Raw genomic sequence first — 17,588 nt, forward strand, 5'->3', positions numbered from 1 at the left:
CGCCGGCCGCGCGCGGCGGGCCGCCGTCAGTCCGACGAGCCCGTGCCGCGCGGCCGCTCGATCCCGTAAGCCTCCATCCAGCGATAGAGCGTCGCGCGCGATACGCCGAGTTCGCGCGCGGACGCCGCAACGCGGCCGCGCGTGCGCAGCAGCGCGGTTTCGATCGCCTCGCGCTCGATCGACTTGCGGATGTCGGCCACCGACGGCGACGCGGCGTCGAGACAGTATTCGAGCTCGAGGTCGTGCGCGGTGATCAGGCGCCCTTCCGTCATCACGACCGCGCGGCGCACGCGGTTGATCAGCTCGCGGACGTTGCCCGGCCAGTCGTGCTTGTAGAGCGCGGTGATCGCATCCGTCGAGAAGCCGCGCACGCGATGGCGCGCATCGCCGCGAAAACGCTCGAGCATGTGGTGCGCAAGCAGTTCGATGTCCTTGCCGCGCGCGCGCAGAGGCGGCTGGTCGATGCGCATCACGCACAGCCGGTGAAACAGGTCCGCCCGAAACCGCCCTTCCTCCATCGCGTCGTGCAGGTCGACGTGCGTCGCGGACACGATCCGGACATCGACCGGCACCGGATCGCTGCCGCCCAGCCGGTGAATCGCACGCTCCTGCAGGAAGCGCAGCAGGCTCGCCTGGCTCTCGTGCGGCAGGTCGCCGATTTCGTCGAGCAGCAGCGTGCCGCCGTTGGCGGCCTCGACGTAGCCGATCTTGCGCGCATTCGCGCCGGTAAACGCGCCGCGCTCGTAGCCGAACAGTTCGGATTGCAGCAGATGCGGCGGAATCGCCGCGCAGTTGACCGCGACGAACGGCCCGTTGCGCCGCTCCGAGTGACGATGGATCGCGGCCGCGGTCAGTTCCTTGCCGGTGCCCGTTTCGCCGAACACGAACACGGGCGCGTCCGTGCGTGCGAAACGCCGCACCGTATCGAACAGCCGCAGCATCGCGCTGCAGGTGCCGACGATTCCGTGCTCGTCGGATTCGAGCCGCTCGCGATCGCGCGCGAACAGGCATTCCATGCCGTAAGCGTGGCCGACCGTATCCGCGATCCGCTGATGCGACGCGGGCAGCGTGATGTAGTCGAAGCAATAGTCGCGCAACAGCGCGCGCACGTTCGGCGACGCGGTCTGGCCCGCATCGACGAGTGCGACCCACACGACGTCGCGCATCGACGCGCAGGTGGAAGCGATGCTGCCGATCGCGTCCGCATGCCCGCCGCTGAGGTCGAGAATGCCGCAGGTGATTTCGCTGGCGGTGTCACGCAATTCGCTTGCGTGCGAGACGACCGAGACCTTCCAGTCGCGCCGAGCCAGTTCCTTGCGCAGCATGACGGATGGCGCCTGCGTCCAGTAAATCAGCGGACGCTGCCCGGCCGCACTCCCCCCGCCGGCGCTCTTATCGCGCGTTATTGGCATATTCATAACGAACCGTCACTTTCTCCGCTCCGCGAATCGCTCGCGTGCGCTGCGTGTGGCGGCGCATGGCCGCCTGTCCGCGCTGCGTTTCCGCAGCTTTGGCGAAGATCGAAAATGCACACGGCGAGAGCCCCCGGAGGTCGAGCCGGATGTCATCCGGCCTCGTTGTCATCGTACTCGAAGGAAACACGCGGCCTCGGGAGCCACGGCGTTCCGGCTTTGATGCGACGCGCAGCAGTCGCCACACGTCGGCAAACGGGATTCCGTCCGCATTTGCGTCGCGTCGTACACGACAGCCGCGCCAATACCGAACCGGACGGCCGCCGATCCGTTTCCGGAACGACGCCCTGATTTCATCCGTTTCTGAATTTACACCCCGTCTCACGATGGTTTGTTACGAAAAGCAATACATCGAATCATTCGATTACGTCGGTGGCCGATACGTGAAGCGCCCCGTTTAGCGACTCAGATTTGATTATCTACGACCATTCGCGTCAATCGGTGGCAAATACTACTTTTCCGCGCATTGGGCCGCGACGATTGCCCGCGATTCACGGCGGAATCGTGTGAAACGCCCGCCAGCCGTTCCGCAAACCGAATAATCGCATGTGTCGCGCAGGGCCGCAGACGCACCGCAGGCACCCCTGCGGCGAATGTCCGTTACATCGTCGTAACCGGCTCGGCCTCGGTGTCGGGCACCGGTCGATCGCCACTCGCCCATCGAATCGCAATGGATTGCAGGCTTCGCGGGGCGACGCGCAAGCGGCGTGCCCGGGCGCTTCGTTGCGCGATGCAGCATCGGCGTTCGTCGACAGCGACACGCGCGACCGGCGGCCGGCGAGCGGGCGGGCTATCGAGCGGCCTGGATCGGGAGGGAGCGTTCCGAACGATCGGTTCGGTACGATCGGCAGGCCGGGCACCGTGGCGCAACGCCGACGGACGGCCTGCAGGCGACGCACGCTTTCGCGATCGCAGGCTGCGCCACGTCGCGATGCACGCCGGCGCGCCGGCATCCGCATGGCGCCGCGCGGCACGCGCTGCCCGTCGTGAACGATCGCAATCTTCAAGTGCTTCCCCGGTTCGTTCATTCGTGCCCGGCGGTGGCAAACCGCGTATCGCGCCGCCCCGTCCGGATGCATTCATTATCGAAAAGTCGCGGCGGCACCGATGTGTGCTACCGCACATTGCACCATTCTCGTGAAACGCCACCGGGCGGAACCGGAGTGTGAGTAGGCTTTCGAACAGACCATCGCGCGGCAAATCCGCATCATGACCGTCGTCGCGCCGCATCTTCGCATGAAGCGGCACGCTGAAGGCATCACGCGAGGACCGCATCATGGAATGGCATTGTTGTGAATTCGAACATCTGGGCGCCGTCGATCTCTACGCGATCCTGCGCGCCCGCAATGCAGTGCTGGTGGTCGAGGATGCGCATACGCATCTCGACATCGACGGCAAGGACGCCGGCGCACTGCACGTGTACGCACGCGTGCACGACGACGATACCGTCGAAGTCGCCGCTTACGCGCGCATCCTGCCCGGCGACGACATCGATCCGGACGTCGTGATCGACAAGGTGCTGACGAGCGAGGCGTGCCGCGACGACGATACGCTCGAACGGCTGCTGGAGCGCGCGCTCGCCGCCGCGCATGTCGCGTGGCCGGACACCGCCGTGCGCACGCACGTTCCCGCATCGCGCCAGGCGTTCTACAAGCGCTTCGGATTCCGCAAGGCCTACGGCCCGTATCTCGAACAGGGCGCGCCGTTCGTCGGCATGGTCCGGCCGGTGGACCGCGCGGCAGGCGCGCTGCGCACGCTGCTGTCGCGCGTCGTGACCGTGTCCGGAACCGGCAACGCCGACCCGCATGCCGATGGCCGCGCCCCCAGCCGGCAGCCGGCCGACACCGGAGCCAACCGATGACCCGCCTCCTTCGCCCGGTCCCCGAACCGGATCTGCCGCGCATCCTGCCCGTGATTCTCGCGGGCGGCTCCGGCACGCGCCTCTGGCCGCTGTCGCGCGAACAGCATCCGAAGCAGCTGATCGAACTGATCTCGAACGAGTCGCCGCTGTCGGCGACGGCGCGCCGCCTGAACGGCATCGAGAACGCATCGCTCGACAACCGCCTGCTGCTGGTCTGCGGCGAGCAGCACCGCTTCATGAGCGCCGCGCAAGTCGCCGGCCAGGGCACCGCGCCCGCGCGCATCCTGCTCGAGCCGAGCGCGCGCAATACGGCGCCCGCCCTCACGCTGGCGGCGCTCGACGCATGCGCATTCGCCGACGACCCGGTGCTCGCGGTGATGCCGGCCGACCACGTGATCGTCGATGCCGCCGCGTTCCAGGATGCCGTCGGCCGCGCCGCGCGCTATGCGCAGGAAGGCGCGATCGTCACGCTCGGCGTGCTGCCGCGCCGCGCGGAAACGGGTTACGGCTACATCCAGGTCGGCGCACCGCGTGCGGGCCGCCGCGGCGGCCAGGGCGGCTATACGATCGGCCGCTTCGTCGAGAAGCCCGATGCCGCACTTGCCGAGCGCTATCTGCAATCGGGCGACTACTGGTGGAACAGCGGCATCTTCATCACGCGCGCGTCGGTCTGGCTGAAGGCGATCCAGGCGCTTGCGCCGGACATTCATGCAGCCTGCGACGCGGCATGGCGCGCGGGCGTCGCCGAGGATCCGTTCTTCCGGATCGACGCGGCGGCGTTCGACGCGTGCCCGTCCGATTCGATCGACTACGCGGTCATGGAACGGCTCGCGGACAGCGGCAAGCTCGGCATCGAAGGCATCGTGGTGCCGCTGGCGGCGGGCTGGTCGGACGTCGGCACCTGGGACGCGATCTGGGAAATCATGCCGAAGGACCACCAGGGCAACGTCGCGCGCGGCCCGATCGTGTTCGAGAATACGCAGGACAGTCTCGTGCGCTCCGAAGGTCGGCTCGTCGCCTGCATCGGGATGAAGGACGTGGTCGTGATCGAAACGGCCGATGCCGTGCTGGTCGCGAACAAGCACGACGTGCAGCGCGTGAAGAACATCGTCGCGCGCCTGAAGATGGACCAGCGCCCGCAGGTGCGCGAACACCGCAAGGTGCAGCGGCCGTGGGGCCACTACGATTCGATCGATGTCGGCACGCGCTTCCAGGTGAAGCGGATCGTCATCGAGCCCGGCAAGCGGCTGTCGCTGCAGATGCACTACCACCGCGCCGAGCACTGGATCGTCGTGCGCGGCACCGCGCGCGTGACGCGCGGCGACGAGACGTTCCTGCTCAGCGAAAACGAATCGACGTACATCGCGGTCGGCGAAGTGCATCGGCTCGAGAATCCCGGCCGGATTCCGCTCGAGATCATCGAGGTGCAGTCGGGCGACTACCTCGGCGAAGACGATATCGTGCGCTTCGAAGATCAGTACGGCCGCGCGGTCGAGGCGGCGCCCGCCAAGCCTGCCCCGCTCGCGGCGCGCAACGAGGAAGCGTCCGAGCCTGCCGAAGCGGCAGTGCGCGATGGCGTTCGATAAAACACAAGGCGCGGGCGGCACACGCGCGAAGACGCGACGCAACGTGCGTGCCTCCACGCACGCGTGCGTCGCATCGTCAGTCGATGCCGCGCTGCGCGCCGCGCAACTGCCTGAGCGATTCGCGTACGCGCGGCAGCTGCGTCGCGTCGACGCCGACCGCGTCGGCCGCCGACAGCTGCGTCGCCGCTTTCGCGCACGCCGCCCCGCCGCAATCTCGCGCGCCGCCGATCTGCACCGGCATCCCGCCGATGCCCGACAGGCGGTTGTCGGCCAGACGGACCGCGGATACGTTTCCCCATAGGCGAATACCGCCGAAGCGCGCATTCGACACGCGGTTGCCGATCACGGCCACGCGCGTCACCGTGCCCGACCACGTACTGATGTCGATCGCGGCCTGCCCGGTAAGCGGACGCGGATCGGTGCGGTCGGTCGCGGTCTGGATGTTCTCGATCACGTTGCCCTCGACCAGCACGCCGGACGATCCGGCGGTGTGGTTGCTGTCCTCCTGCGCGACGAGCACGCCGGCGCTTACCTGCACGTTGCGCACGATATTGTTCGCGATCGTCACGTCCGCGCCGCCGACTACCGTGATGCCGCGCCCCCAGTAGTTGCCTTCGAGTACGTTGCCGGTAATCAGCACGTTGCGGGTCAGCTCGGGTTCGTTGTCGTAGCTGACCACCGCGATCATGTCGTCGCCCACGCCGCGCACGACATTGCCGCGCACCAGCACGTTGCGCGAGCCATGCGTGATGTGGATCGCGTCCGCGAGCGTCGAGCGGACCTCGTTGCCGACGATCGCGACGTTGGTGCCGCCGAATACGAAGATGCCGCCGCAACTGCCGCCGTCGATCGTGTTGTCGAGCACCTGCACGTCGCGCCCGGTCACCTCGAGCTTCGTCGCTTCCGGTGTCGACAGACGCGTGGTGCCGGTCCCGACCAGCGTGAAACCGGCGATCGTCGTGCCGTCGCCGCGCATTTCGATCACCTGGTCTTGGTCGTCGGTCGCGATCAGCGTCGCACCGTAGCCCGACAGCACGACACGCGGCTGCCGCACGACCAGCGAACGGCCGACGACATACCGTCCGGGCGCAAACACCAGCCGCTGGCCCGGCCGCAGCGCATCCAGTGCGCGCTGCAGCGCATCGGCCTGATCGGCGCCGTCGCGGGCGGGAGACACGTGCGCGTCCGGCACACTCTGCCGACTGGCTGCGGCCTCGCCTGCGCCGGTGGCTGCCGCCGCATTCGACACCGGCAGTCCGCCGGCCGCAGCGACGCCGAACGCGACGGCGCATGCAGCGGCCAATCGGCGGATACCCGCACCGCCGCCCGCGCCCGTCATCGGTCGCCCTTGCCGGTCGCACCGGCCGGCCGATGCGTCATCATCCCCGCATAGCCGGACGCGGCCTGATGGGTCTCCGCATTCCCGTAGCCATAGCCTTGCCCCGGCCCGTGCGCGAAGTCGTTCAGGATCACGCCGCGCACCGCCACCTGCACGTCCTCCAGCCGGCGCACGCTTTCGTCGATTTCCGCCAGCGTCGTCACGCCGTTGCGCGCCACCAGGAACACGATGCCGGCCAGCCGGCCGAGCGCCAGCCCGTCGGTGACCGGCAGCAGCGGCGAGCCGTCGATCACGATCATCCGGTACTGCGACGACAGGCGCTCGATCAGCTCCGCCAGCGCGGGCTGCAGCAGCACCTCGCCCGGATCGGCGACGATGCTGCCCATCGACAGGAAATCGAGACCGGGCCGCACATCGCGCTTGAGCGCCTCGTCCAGACGATGCGTGCCCATCACCACGTCGGACAGCCCCGGCGCGCGACTGTAGCGGAAGTGATCGTGCAGCGCGCCCTTGCGCAGATCCGCGTCGATCAGCAGCACGCGCTGGCTTGCCGCGGCGGCCAGCGCAGCCAGGTTCGATGCGATGTACGACTTGCCGACGCCGGTCGTCGGGCCCGAAATCAGCACGACGCGATTCGGCGCATCCGGCAGCGACAGCTGCAGCGTGGTGCGGAAATTGCGCAGGCTTTCGATCGCCGGATCGGGCGGCCCGCCGCGCAACGCGGCCGACGACGCGTGCGGCCGGTGGTGCGCGTCCGCGTTCGCAAGCCGCGGCGACTCGCCGCGCGGCACCGTCGCGATGACCGGCAGGCCGGTCGTCCATTCGATTTCGCCGGGATCGGACACCGTGCCGACGAACCGCTGCCGCAGCACCAGGTACGCCGCCGCCGCGAGCACGCCCAGCACCAGCGCAGCGGCGACCGCCACGCCGCGGTGCGGCTGCACCGGCAGATCGGCGACCTTGGCGCGGTCGACGATCCGCACCGTGCCGGTCTTGCTCGCACGCGCCAGCAGCATCTGCTGCCGCGCATTGAGCAGGTTCGTGTACAGCGCGGTATCGACCGTCACGTCGCGCTGGAGCTGCAGCACGCCCTGTTCCACCGCCGGCAGTTTCTGGATCTGCTCGCGCACCGCGGCCAGCGAACGCTGTGCGTCCGCGAGCTGTGCGTCGACCGCGACCACCGCCGGATGCTTGTTCATGAAGCGCGTCAGCAGCTCCTGGCGCTGCTGCTGCAGCGTCAGGATGCGCGTTTCGATATCGACCGACTGCTGGCGCAATGCCAGCGCCTCGTCGCTCGTATTGACCGAGCCGTGCGACGCGCGATACGCGTTGAAGCGCCCTTCGGCAGCTTCCAGCTGCGCCTTCAGTTGCGGCAATTGCGCATCCATGAAACGGATCAGCTTGTCCGCCGCCTCCGACTTGCGCTGCGTGTTCTGCGCCAGATACGCGTCGCCGATCGCGTTCAGGATGCGGCTGATATGCTCGGCATCGCTGCCGTCGAGCGTCGCGCCGATGATGTCGGACTGCTTGCCGCGCTCCGAAATCAGCACGTTCTTCTGCAGCCACGCGGTCGTCTCGGCCTCGCCGTGGCGAGTCAGGTCGAAACGCGCGCCCGGCTCGCCGTCGATCCCGCGCACCAGCAGGTCGATGCTTCCGTCCGGCGTCTCAGCGTGCAGCGCTTCGCCGATGCGCCCCTGCCAGACCGGGCCTTTCCGGCCGAACAGGCCCGTGCGCTGCAGCGTGTACGTCCCGCCGCGTCCGACCGTCAGCGCGAACGGCCGGTCGTACAGGCGTTTCGGCACGTCGAACGCCGCCACGTCGATCCGCTCCGTGCCGTACACGTATCCGCCCGGCAGCGGCGACGACAGGCCGTCCGCGCCGTTGACCAGCCGCCAGCCGATCAGCGGCACGTAACGCGGCCGCGCCTCGATGTACAGCTTCGTGCTGTCGACCGCGCGCGCCATCACTGCGCGCGACTTCAGCACCTCGATTTCGGTCGCGGCATCGGTCTTCAGGTCGAACATCGACGACGGATCGCCGGTCGGCGAAGCCGGCTTGGTGTCGGTCGGGCTCTGCTCGACCTGGAACAGCACGTCGCTTCGATACACGGGCCGCGCGCACAGCGCATACAACGCGCCCGCCGCGACGCAGATCAGCGCGCTGCCGACGATCATTCGCCGGCCGCCGTACAGCATGCCCCAATACCGGCGGAACGGATGCGGCGGCCGGGCCGTGGGCCCGCCACGCGATTCAGGCAAGGTCAGATGGCTCATACAACAGGTTTCCGTAAGACGCGACGAGTCGCGGTGACGAGGACCGGAACGACGTTCACGGCGAGATGGCCTTGGCCGTCAACGCGCCTTGCGCGGCCGACGGAATCAGCAGGTTGACGACGCGGGACCAGCGCACCAGCGACGACGCATCGACGAACACGACGTCGTGACGCCTGAGCGGGAATTGATCGGCCAGCGCCATCGACGCCGGCGATTTCGCGTCGAGGTGATAGACCAGCGGACGGTTGCCGGGCCCGCGGCGCACCACGTAAACCTGTCGCGCATCGGCCGTGTACTGGCTGACGCCGCCCGTATCGCCGAGCGCTTCGCCGAGACTCATGCGGCCGTCGGTGAGCGTCAGCGTCGCCGGCCGCGTCACTTCGCCGAGCACGAATACCTTGCTGTCGGTCGCCGGATGGACGCGCACCAGATCGCCGTCGCGCAGCAGGATCTTCGACGGATTCAGGCCCGACGCGATCATCGCCGGCAGGTTCACCGTCACCGTTTCGTTGCCGCGCGTGACGGTCACCGTCGAACGGTCCGCCGTCGGCGTGAAGCCGCCTGCGCGATCGATCGCCTCCGGCAGCGTCATCGGCAGGTCGTTGACGATCTGCAGCCCCGGCGTGCGCACCTCGCCGTCGAGATAGACGCGCTTGCTGCGATACGCCTGGATCCGCAGCGCAAGCTGCGGCTTGCGCACGTATTCGCCGAGCCGGCGCGTCAGCGCGTCGCGCGCCTGCGCCTCGGTCAGGCCGGCGACGTGCACGAGGCCCGCATACGCGAACTGCACGAAGCCGTTCGCATCGACCGTATAACCGGTCGTGACGGTCTTGCTGCTGGTATCGGCGACGCTTTCGCCCTGCGTGCCCGGCATGTTCAGTTCCGGGTGATCCCAGACGACGATGTTCAGCACGTCGCCCGGCCCGATCACGTACGGCTTCGGCACGCCGAACAAGCGGCCGATCTCCGCATCGACCTGCCCGCCGCGCGTCATGTGCTGGCTGTCGACGAGCTCGGGCGTGATCTGGATCAACTGCTCGCTCGATACGTTCTGCACGCCGTCGAGCCCGCCGGAGCCGGCCGCGTCCGCGCCGACGCGCGCATTCGCGCCATTGTCGGCCGGCGCCTGATACGTCATCCCCGGCGCAAACGCGCACGCGCTCAGCGCGAGCGCGGCGAGCGCCATCGCCGCGCGCGACCGCCACGGCAAACGACCTGCACCGGCCGTGCCGCCCGCGGCATCGCGTGGCCCGTGCGTCGAATTGTTTTGCGTGGTTGAAACCATGACACCCTCTCGAACTGTGCGCTAACCCGCCGATCGCGACGGAATACGGCATTACTCTGTTTCCGCGGCCCGGCCCGGGTCGCCACGCCACTCTTGCTCAGCCTCGCACGGCGCACCGTGCAACCCGACATGAAACGCTACCCGTCAATCGCGTACACGCTGCTTGCAGCCCTTGCCTGTACCGGCGCTCACGCACAAAACCTCGCCGACGACACGCCGGTGCGCGCGCCCGCCATCTCCGCCGCGCCAATCGTGCCAGCAGTGCCGCCGCCCCAGCGCTCCGCGCAACCGCCGGTGCCCGGCATCCCCGGCATGGCATCGGCCGCATCGTCGGCCGATGCCGCACTCGATGCGGCAACCGACACGCGCGTCGTACCCGATCCCGATTTGCGCGCACGCCAGAAGCTGCGCCGCCCGTTGTCGCTGATTCGGCCGCAGCGGATCGACGATCTCGCGCGAACCCGGCAAAACGCCACCGGCAACGTCTGGCGCAGCGACGCGCTTTATGCGTCGCCCTATGCGACGTCGTCCGATCCGCGTTCGCCGGATGCCGCCCGGTGATATCGCCGGGCCGCGTCGCGAAAGACGATGACAAATTGGACACCGTGCGCCCCGGGCGGATTGTGAGCGACCTCACCTAACGCACATTTCGCAGTGGAATCGGGCGCGCGCCGTTACGACCCGTGCACGGACACGTTGTCGAACGACCGCCGTGCGCCGTCCGATACCGGTCCGCCGGCGATCCGGCGCCGTGCCTCGCCCGCATCGCCGCCGACTGCGCCGATGCACAGCTCGATCACCGACTCCGAGCCCGCCGTACCGAACAACGCATGATCGAGATGCGCCATCGTATGCAGGCGCACATGGCGCGAGCGGCGGAACGCACGCTCGACGGCGCCGAAGTGACGACCGACATCGTCGATGCCGGGATCGAGCGCCCCGTATACGAGCAGCGTCCACACATTGCGCTGCGCGAGATGTCGCATCAGGCCGCGCGGCGTGTCGATCGGCGGCGTCCAGCCCAGCCGCGCGGCGACTTCCATCGCCGGCACGCGCACGCGCGCGAAGCACTGGCTTGCCAGCGCACGCACGATCGGGCGCAGGTCGCGCCGCTCCGCGAACAGCCGCTTCCATCTGCGCCAGTCGCGCCCCGACACGAGATAGCCGCGCGCCGAATTGTTCCGCTGCTTCTGCACCTCGGCGAGCGTCACGCCCGTCGGCCAGATGAACCGCGCCAGGTTGATCGCGATCACGCCGGTCAGCGCGGTGCTGCGCGTCGCCGCATGCAGCGCCGCATAGGCGCCCGAGCAGATGCCGGCCGAAATCACGTTGCGGTATCCCTGCGACTGCAGCCAGTCCGCCGCGGCGGCGACGTCGTCGATCGCACGGTCCGAATAAAGGATCCCTGATTGATCGTCGGGCGCGCACGGTCCGCTGTCGCCGACGCCGTTGATGTCGAAGCGCAGCGTCGTGATGCCGACTCGCGCCATTGCGCGTGCAAGCCGCACGCCGAAGTGGCCTTCGCCGCTGCGCGGATTCGCGGACGTGTTGACGATCAGCACGACCGGGCCGTCCGATTGCGGCGCAGCGGCCACGGCGGGCGCGCACAGCACGCCGACCAGCCGGTCGCGCCCCACCGCGACGATCCGCTCGGTCATGCCGTTCATCGCGAGCGTGGGCGCCGTACGGTCGTCCCACGGTGCGGGCGCTACCGGTTGCGCGAGATGCGTCGACGCCTGCTCGCCGATCCAGCGCACCGTCGCTTCGATCGCCGCACGCGGCAGGCGCGATCGCGTGCAGTCCAGCATCGTCGTCGGCCAGTCGGAGAACGCATCGAGCGCGACATCCACGCCGCGCGACTGCAGCGCCGTGCACAACGCGGGGCCGTCGCCGTGCGCGGGTTCGATCAGCAGCATCCTGCCCGGAACGAACGCCGCATTGCGCACGACATCGCACAGGTCGATCGACTTCAGCGCATCGGCGAAATCGGCGGGGAAGCGATGTCCGAGCACGTTCAGGCACGGTTCTTCGCGCTGCGCCAGGCGGATCGCCGGCGGCGCCGTGTCGACCCACTGCCGATGCACGACCGACAGTTCGCGCAGATAGGCGCGCCCGCGAACCACCGGCGCGAGCGCGACAATCGCGTCGATGCGCGGACCGCCGCCGAGGCCGGCCTCGGCCGCCGCGAGCGTCGCGAACAGCACGCCGGCGCGAATCCCGACCAGCGTCAGCGACGTGATGCCGTCCCGCGCACGCAGCAGCTCGATCGCGCGACGAACGCTGGCGACACAGGCGTCGAACCGCCCCGCGTCGAGTTCGTCGCCGGCCGAATCGCCGGAACCGGGATAGTTGAAACGCAGCGTCGTGATGCCCTTGCCCGCGAGCTGCTCCGCAAGCGCACGCGTCAGCTTGTGCGTCCAGATGGCCTCGTGGCCCAGCGACTCGCAGATGATCACGGCATGCTCCGCATGCCCTTCATGGAGCCAGCCCATACAGCCGTCAAACGCTATCGGCTTCACTCGGTACTCCTCGGATAAGTCTTGTTATCGAATGCCGGCAAATCGCTCCGGCTGGTCCGACCGAAGCCCGGGCCGCACGCACCGATGGCGCGCCCTCCCGCGGATTTGCCGGCGCACTGCCGGTCGCCTGCGCGGCGCTGCCGGCGCAGACGCGCATCGACACGGATGTCGCACAGCCCGTGTTTTCGTTGCGTTCGTGCGACGCGAATGCCGCCGCCGAACGCTTGTGCATGCCGGTGTCGCCTGCCCGATCCGCCGGTGCTCCGGTGCAGTTCGTGCGCTGCATCGGGCAGGCGGTTCCGCGCGCTCGCGTGTGCGGCCGGACGAATACCGATGACCGATTAGAGCATTCATGCCGCTTGCGCTTCGGTGCGCCAGATGACAGACGGATTCGGTCGCGCGGCGACGCAACGCGTCGTGCACCCGCACGAACTTTCGCGACGCGCGGAGCCCTTCGTCGTCGGCCGGAAGATCGCGTCGACGCCGCACGGCCGGTAGTTCTTGCCGCACCGCGCACGCCGGATGCGCACGATTGACCGCTTTTTCCGCGCTGCCCGGCCGTCGCTCCGCAAAGATCGTATGGATCGGTAGAAACACCGATGCTGTAGTCAGACTACATTAATACCATTGGTCGCAGCAGAGAATCGCTACATCCGATTCGACATCGGCGGACGGCCCGTGCACCGCGCCCGCCGATGCCTGTCGGGCCCAACCGGCCGCAACGATTCTCCGCACGGCCTGGCATGCCGAGCCGCAGACACCCCGCATCGCCAGCCTGGTGCGTCCGGTGCGAATCCACCGGACGCGCGCAGCGCCAGACTTCATCCGAACAACCGGCAACACGATCATGGAGAGCAACATGCGGGACACACTCTGGCCGGCCGCCGTGCTGGCAGCGACCCTCTGCGCCAATGTCCATGCGGGCACGGCCGATTTCACGTCATCCGCCGACAGCGTCGATGCATTCGCATCGGCCGCCGCACAGCGGCGCGCCGATCTGCTCGTGCGCAAGATGACGCTCGACGAGAAGCTGCAGTTCATTCATTCGAAATACGAAATGTCGAGCGTGCCCGGCGGCGGCGCCGGCTATATCCAGGGCGTGCCGAGGCTCGGCATTCCCGACCTGAACATGGTCGATTCGGCGACCGGTTCCGGCAGCACGTCGCAACCCAGCACGACCTTTCCGGCGACGATCGCGGTCGCCGCGAGCTGGGACCGGCGCCTGTCCTACGACTACGGCAAGCAGGTCGCAATCCAGTTGCGCGCGCAAGGATTCGGGATGGGACTCGGCGGCGGCACCAACCTCGCGCGCGAGCCGCGCGGCGGCCGGCTGTTCGAGTATCTCGGCGAGGATCCGCTGCTCGCCGGCGACCTGCTCGCGGAGCGCACGCTTGCCACGCAGCGTCAGAAGGTCATCGCGACCATCAAGCACTACGCGGGCAACGAGCAGGAGCACGGGCGGATGGGCGGCAATACGCAGATCGACGAGCGCACGCTGCGCGAGTTGTACCTGCTGCCGTTCGAGATCGCCGCGAAGCGCGGGCAGCCCGGCAGCGTGATGTGCAGCTACAACCGGCTGAACGGCGACTATGCGTGCGAGAACGCTCACCTGCTCAACGACGTGCTGAAGAACGAATGGGGGTTCCAGGGCCAGGTGCAGTCCGACTGGGGCGCGACGCACAGCACGGCCGCCGCGATCAACGCCGGGCTCGACGAGGAAGAGGACGTCGGGCCGACCGTGTACCTGACGCCGGCCGCCGTCAAGCAGGCGATCGCAAACGGCTCGGTGTCGACCGCGCGCCTCGACGACATGGTGCGGCGCAAGCTCGCGGTGATGATTCGCGTCGGCGTGATGGACGATCCGGCCCGCGGCGGCGGCACGATCGATTTCGCGGCAGCGAACCGCTTCGCGCAGTCCGTCGCCGAACAGTCGATCGTGCTGTTGAAGAACGACGGCAACCAGTTGCCGCTCGCCGCGTCGGCGCTGTCGCGCATCGCGGTGATCGGCGGCCATGCGGACGCGGCGGTGCTGTCCGGCGGCGGCTCCGGCAATACGCGCGACCCGGTCACCGGTTCGTTCGCCGGCTGCGGCGGCCTGACCTTCGGTTCGTCGACCGGCTGCGGCTGGTGGCGCAACCCGTGGCTGAAGGTCGACGTGCCGATCGTCGCGGCGATCCGTGCGCTCGCGCCGGCCGCGCAGGTGACGTTCGCGGGCAACAGCGACCAGCAGTCGCCGTTTCGCGCGTACACGCAGCAGGAGATCGACCAGGCGGCGGCGCTCGCCGGCCGCTCCGACGTTGCGATCGTCGTGGTCGCGCAGCCGGCCGGCGAGGATTTCGGCGACCTGCAAAGCCTGAACCTCGCAAACCCGTCGAACCAGGATGCGCTGGTCGAAGCGGTCGCGCGCGCGAATCCGCATACGATCGTCGTCGTGCAGAGCGGCAATCCGGTGCTGATGCCATGGAAGGACCAGGTGTCCGCGATCGTCGAGGCGTGGTATCCGGGCGAAGGCGGCGGCAAGGCGATCGCGAACGTGCTGTTCGGCGCGGTCAATCCGTCCGGCAGGCTGCCCGTCACCTTCCCGGCCCGCGACCAGGACTCGCCGACCTGGGGTGCGAACGGCACGTTCGACAACGATCCCGTCTATGCGGAAAAGCTCGACATGGGGTATCGCTGGTACGACGCGCGCAATATCAAGCCGATGTTCGAATTCGGCTACGGGCTGTCGTATACGCACTTCGCGTACTCGGGGCTGTCGGTGTCGCGGCAAGGCGACGGCACGCTGAGCGTGTCGTTCACCGTGCGCAACGACGGGCGCGTGGCCGGCGCGGACACGCCGCAGGTCTATCTCGGCGTCCCGTATAAAGACGAACCGCCGAAGCGGCTGGTTGGCTGGGAGAAGATCCGGCTCAATCCGGGCGACGCGCGGAAGGTTCGCCTGACCGTGTCGCCGCGGATGCAGAGCGTGTGGGATACCTCGCGCAACGGCTGGCGCTATGTGCCGGGCGCCACGGTGTATGTCGGCGCGTCGTCGCGCGATATCCGGTTGCAGGGACGTTGAGCGACCGAGCCGACGAAGCGGCGCGGGCGGGTCGTGACCGCCTGCGCCGCGGAAACAGCGGCGTCACGACGTCTGGCCAGTTGTCGCTCACAGTTGCGATTCGATCGGAAACAGCCCGAGAAACCACACCTCCATCCGGCGCGGCACCGACACTTCCGGTTCGTGATCGAATTCGGTGACCGTCCCGTCCTCATCGGTCTGCACCCACTTGAGTCGCTGCGTGCCCGCCGCGTCGGTGCCCAGTTCGACGCGCCATGCGATCCGGTCGAGCCGCGACTCGACGTCCGTCGCCACCTCGGAGGCAATCGCCGGGCTCTCGCAGTACACGCCGATCTCCGTATTGAGATTCAGCGAGCGCGGATCGAGGTTCATCGAGCCGATGAAGATGCTCTGGCGATCGAACACATAGGTCTTCGCATGCAGCGACGCACGCGACGAGCCGATCAGAACCTGCTTCGAGATGCTTTTGTCGCCGGACGGCCGTCGTTCGTAAAGCCGTACGCCCGCCTCGACCAGATCGCGGCGATAGCGCCGATAGCCGGCATGCACGGCGGCCACGTCGGTCGACGCGAGCGAGTTGGTCAGCACCGTCACGCGCACGCCGCGCGCGGTCATCGCCCGCAAGCGCTCGATGAAGTTCTTCCCCGGAACGAAATACGGCGACACGATCAGCAGCTCGTGCTGCGGCTGCAGCGCAAGCGCCCGCAGCTTCGGCAGCAGATGCCCGTCGCTGTCCTTCGGCTTGCGGGAAATCTTCGCCGGATCGTCGTACAGCACGGTCGCATGCCCCCACGACAATTCCGTGCCCTGCCCGTGGATGATCTGATCGAGCCTTTGCCGGGCCTTGAGTACGTATGGATTGTCCTCCATCGCCCTCAGGTAGTCGCGCAGCCGTTCGCGCTCCTCGTCCAGACCCTCCGACGTCGCCTCGTGCCCGACCAGCGCATCGATCGGATACGCATACGGGGAATTCCAGAACGCATCGAACTCGTTGGAGATGTCGTTGACGACCGGGCCGTGAACCACGACGTCCAGATCGCCGAAATCGAGCATCGACGATGCGCCGAAGTACTCGTCGCCGATGTTGCGGCCGCCGATGATCGCGGCCTGGTTGTCCGCGACCATCGCCTTGTTGTGCATGCGCCGATTGATGCGCGCGAACTCGAACACGGCGCCGAGCTTCTTGAAGTGGCGAGTCGCGACCGGATTGAACAGCCGGATCCCGATGTTCGGATGGGCGCTGATCTCGAGCAGCTTGCGATCGTCCGCGTTCGTGCCAAGATCGTCGAGCAGCACGCGCACGCGTACGCCGCGATCGGCCGCGCGGATGATCGCATCGGCCAGCTGATGCCCGGTCAGGTCGTCGTGCCAGATGTAGTACTGCAGGTCGAGCGAACGGTCCGCGCGATCCGCAAGCAGCACGCGCGCGTCCAGCGCATCGACCGGATCGCGCAGCACGTGGAACGCATCCTCGCCCGGATGCGCCTGTGCCTGCTGCCGGAACGCGACGCCGAGGCGCGTGTTCGCGGTGTCGGTAAACGCATGTGTCGGCGTGCGGCCGGCCTGCGGCGGCAGGCTGGCACACGCGACCAGCGCCAGCAGCGAAAGAATCGCACTCCACGAACGCAGCGTCGCCATGATTGCCGCTCCCCTGTCGGGCAAAGTCTGTTTGTTCTGGTTGCCGCCGGATCGACGCGCCGGTCGTCGGCTCGCCGTCGGGTTGGACCGTATCGTACGCGGATCGCGCCGCGTCAAAGCATACTTCGATTGATGTCGGCGCGGCGAGCGCTCGGTGTTTTCCCGAGGCCGTCCGGTTCAGCGATACGCAATGCCGCCCCCCCTAGTCCGTCGGCTGCCACAGCTTCTTGTCATTCAGGCAGCGGGCAATCGGAACGAGGCGCGCATGGCTGATTTTGCTGACGTGACTGTATTCGACGGATTCGAACACCATGCACGCGCATGTCAGATAGTCCTCGTTATGGACACCGGAATACACTTCCGATGGCGTCGTATTCGGATACATGTCCGACTGGCGAATGACGGGCCAGCGCCCCGCATTCCGGTCGATCCTCCAGTTCTGCTCGCCGTCCTGAAGCAGGACCTCGTTCTCCTTCGCGCCGGCCGACGACAGATCCAGCCAGCCGCATCGATCGCCCGACGCGTGCGCGGCGGTCGGGCCCATCAATACGAGC

11 protein-coding genes are annotated in these 17,588 nt (G+C 68.1%); 4 read left to right on the forward strand and 7 right to left on the reverse strand.

Features of this window, described 5'->3' with window-relative positions:
* Positions 1–26: 26 nt before the first annotated feature.
* Positions 27–1,418, reverse strand: coding sequence for a sigma-54 dependent transcriptional regulator (locus tag BST28156_RS00210; protein WP_174901090.1), 1,392 nt, complete (start codon positions 1,416–1,418; stop codon positions 27–29).
* A gap of 1,330 nt (positions 1,419–2,748) precedes the next feature.
* Here BST28156_RS00210 and BST28156_RS00215 point away from each other — a divergent pair.
* Together BST28156_RS00215 and BST28156_RS00220 are read left to right on the forward strand one after the other, a co-directional pair.
* Positions 2,749–3,333: a GNAT family protein gene (locus tag BST28156_RS00215; protein ID WP_060238457.1), complete on the forward strand. Its 585-nt coding sequence runs from the start codon at positions 2,749–2,751 to the stop codon at positions 3,331–3,333.
* Positions 3,330–4,919 (forward strand): mannose-1-phosphate guanylyltransferase/mannose-6-phosphate isomerase, encoded by a 1,590-nt coding sequence (locus tag BST28156_RS00220; RefSeq protein ID WP_060238460.1) that lies wholly within the window; start codon positions 3,330–3,332, stop codon positions 4,917–4,919. The genes BST28156_RS00215 and BST28156_RS00220 overlap by 4 nt, the downstream gene beginning before the upstream one ends.
* 76 nt (positions 4,920–4,995) lie before the next feature.
* On the opposite strand, the gene BST28156_RS00225 is transcribed toward BST28156_RS00220, so the two are convergent.
* The 3 genes from BST28156_RS00225 to BST28156_RS00235 are packed head-to-tail and all read right to left on the reverse strand — an operon-like array spanning position 4,996 to position 9,816.
* Positions 4,996–6,258, reverse strand: coding sequence for a right-handed parallel beta-helix repeat-containing protein (locus BST28156_RS00225; protein ID WP_174901091.1), 1,263 nt, complete (start codon positions 6,256–6,258; stop codon positions 4,996–4,998).
* Positions 6,255–8,531: a GNVR domain-containing protein gene (locus BST28156_RS00230; RefSeq protein WP_174901092.1), complete on the reverse strand. Its 2,277-nt coding sequence runs from the start codon at positions 8,529–8,531 to the stop codon at positions 6,255–6,257. Before BST28156_RS00230 ends, BST28156_RS00225 begins: the two co-directional genes overlap by 4 nt.
* Before the next feature lie 55 nt (positions 8,532–8,586).
* Positions 8,587–9,816, reverse strand: a complete 1,230-nt coding sequence (locus tag BST28156_RS00235; RefSeq protein ID WP_174901093.1) for a polysaccharide biosynthesis/export family protein — start codon at positions 9,814–9,816, stop codon at positions 8,587–8,589.
* 129 nt (positions 9,817–9,945) lie between these two features.
* Between BST28156_RS00235 and BST28156_RS00240 the strand changes: the two genes are divergently transcribed.
* A complete protein-coding gene (locus BST28156_RS00240) occupies positions 9,946–10,377 on the forward strand; it encodes a hypothetical protein (protein WP_174901094.1) in 432 nt (143 codons plus the stop codon).
* A 113-nt stretch (positions 10,378–10,490) separates the two neighbouring features.
* Here the strand turns inward: BST28156_RS00240 and BST28156_RS00245 are convergent, their stop codons facing one another.
* Positions 10,491–12,308, reverse strand: a complete 1,818-nt coding sequence (locus BST28156_RS00245) for a serine aminopeptidase domain-containing protein (protein WP_254596329.1) — start codon at positions 12,306–12,308, stop codon at positions 10,491–10,493.
* An 886-nt stretch (positions 12,309–13,194) separates the two neighbouring features.
* Here BST28156_RS00245 and BST28156_RS00250 point away from each other — a divergent pair.
* Complete coding sequence (locus BST28156_RS00250; protein WP_174901096.1) at positions 13,195–15,396, forward strand: glycoside hydrolase family 3 C-terminal domain-containing protein; 2,202 nt, start codon at positions 13,195–13,197, stop codon at positions 15,394–15,396.
* An 87-nt stretch (positions 15,397–15,483) separates the two neighbouring features.
* Here the strand turns inward: BST28156_RS00250 and BST28156_RS00255 are convergent, their stop codons facing one another.
* Positions 15,484–17,034 carry a phospholipase D family protein gene (locus tag BST28156_RS00255; RefSeq protein ID WP_174901097.1) on the reverse strand — a complete coding sequence of 517 codons (1,551 nt, stop codon included), beginning with the start codon at positions 17,032–17,034 and terminating at the stop codon, positions 15,484–15,486.
* 202 nt (positions 17,035–17,236) lie between these two features.
* Complete coding sequence (locus BST28156_RS00260) at positions 17,237–17,578, reverse strand: DUF4087 domain-containing protein (protein ID WP_174901098.1); 342 nt, start codon at positions 17,576–17,578, stop codon at positions 17,237–17,239.
* Positions 17,579–17,588: the final 10 nt, after the last annotated feature.

It is taken from the genome of Burkholderia pseudomultivorans, from assembly GCF_902499075.1.
Classification (GTDB): domain Bacteria; phylum Pseudomonadota; class Gammaproteobacteria; order Burkholderiales; family Burkholderiaceae; genus Burkholderia; species Burkholderia pseudomultivorans.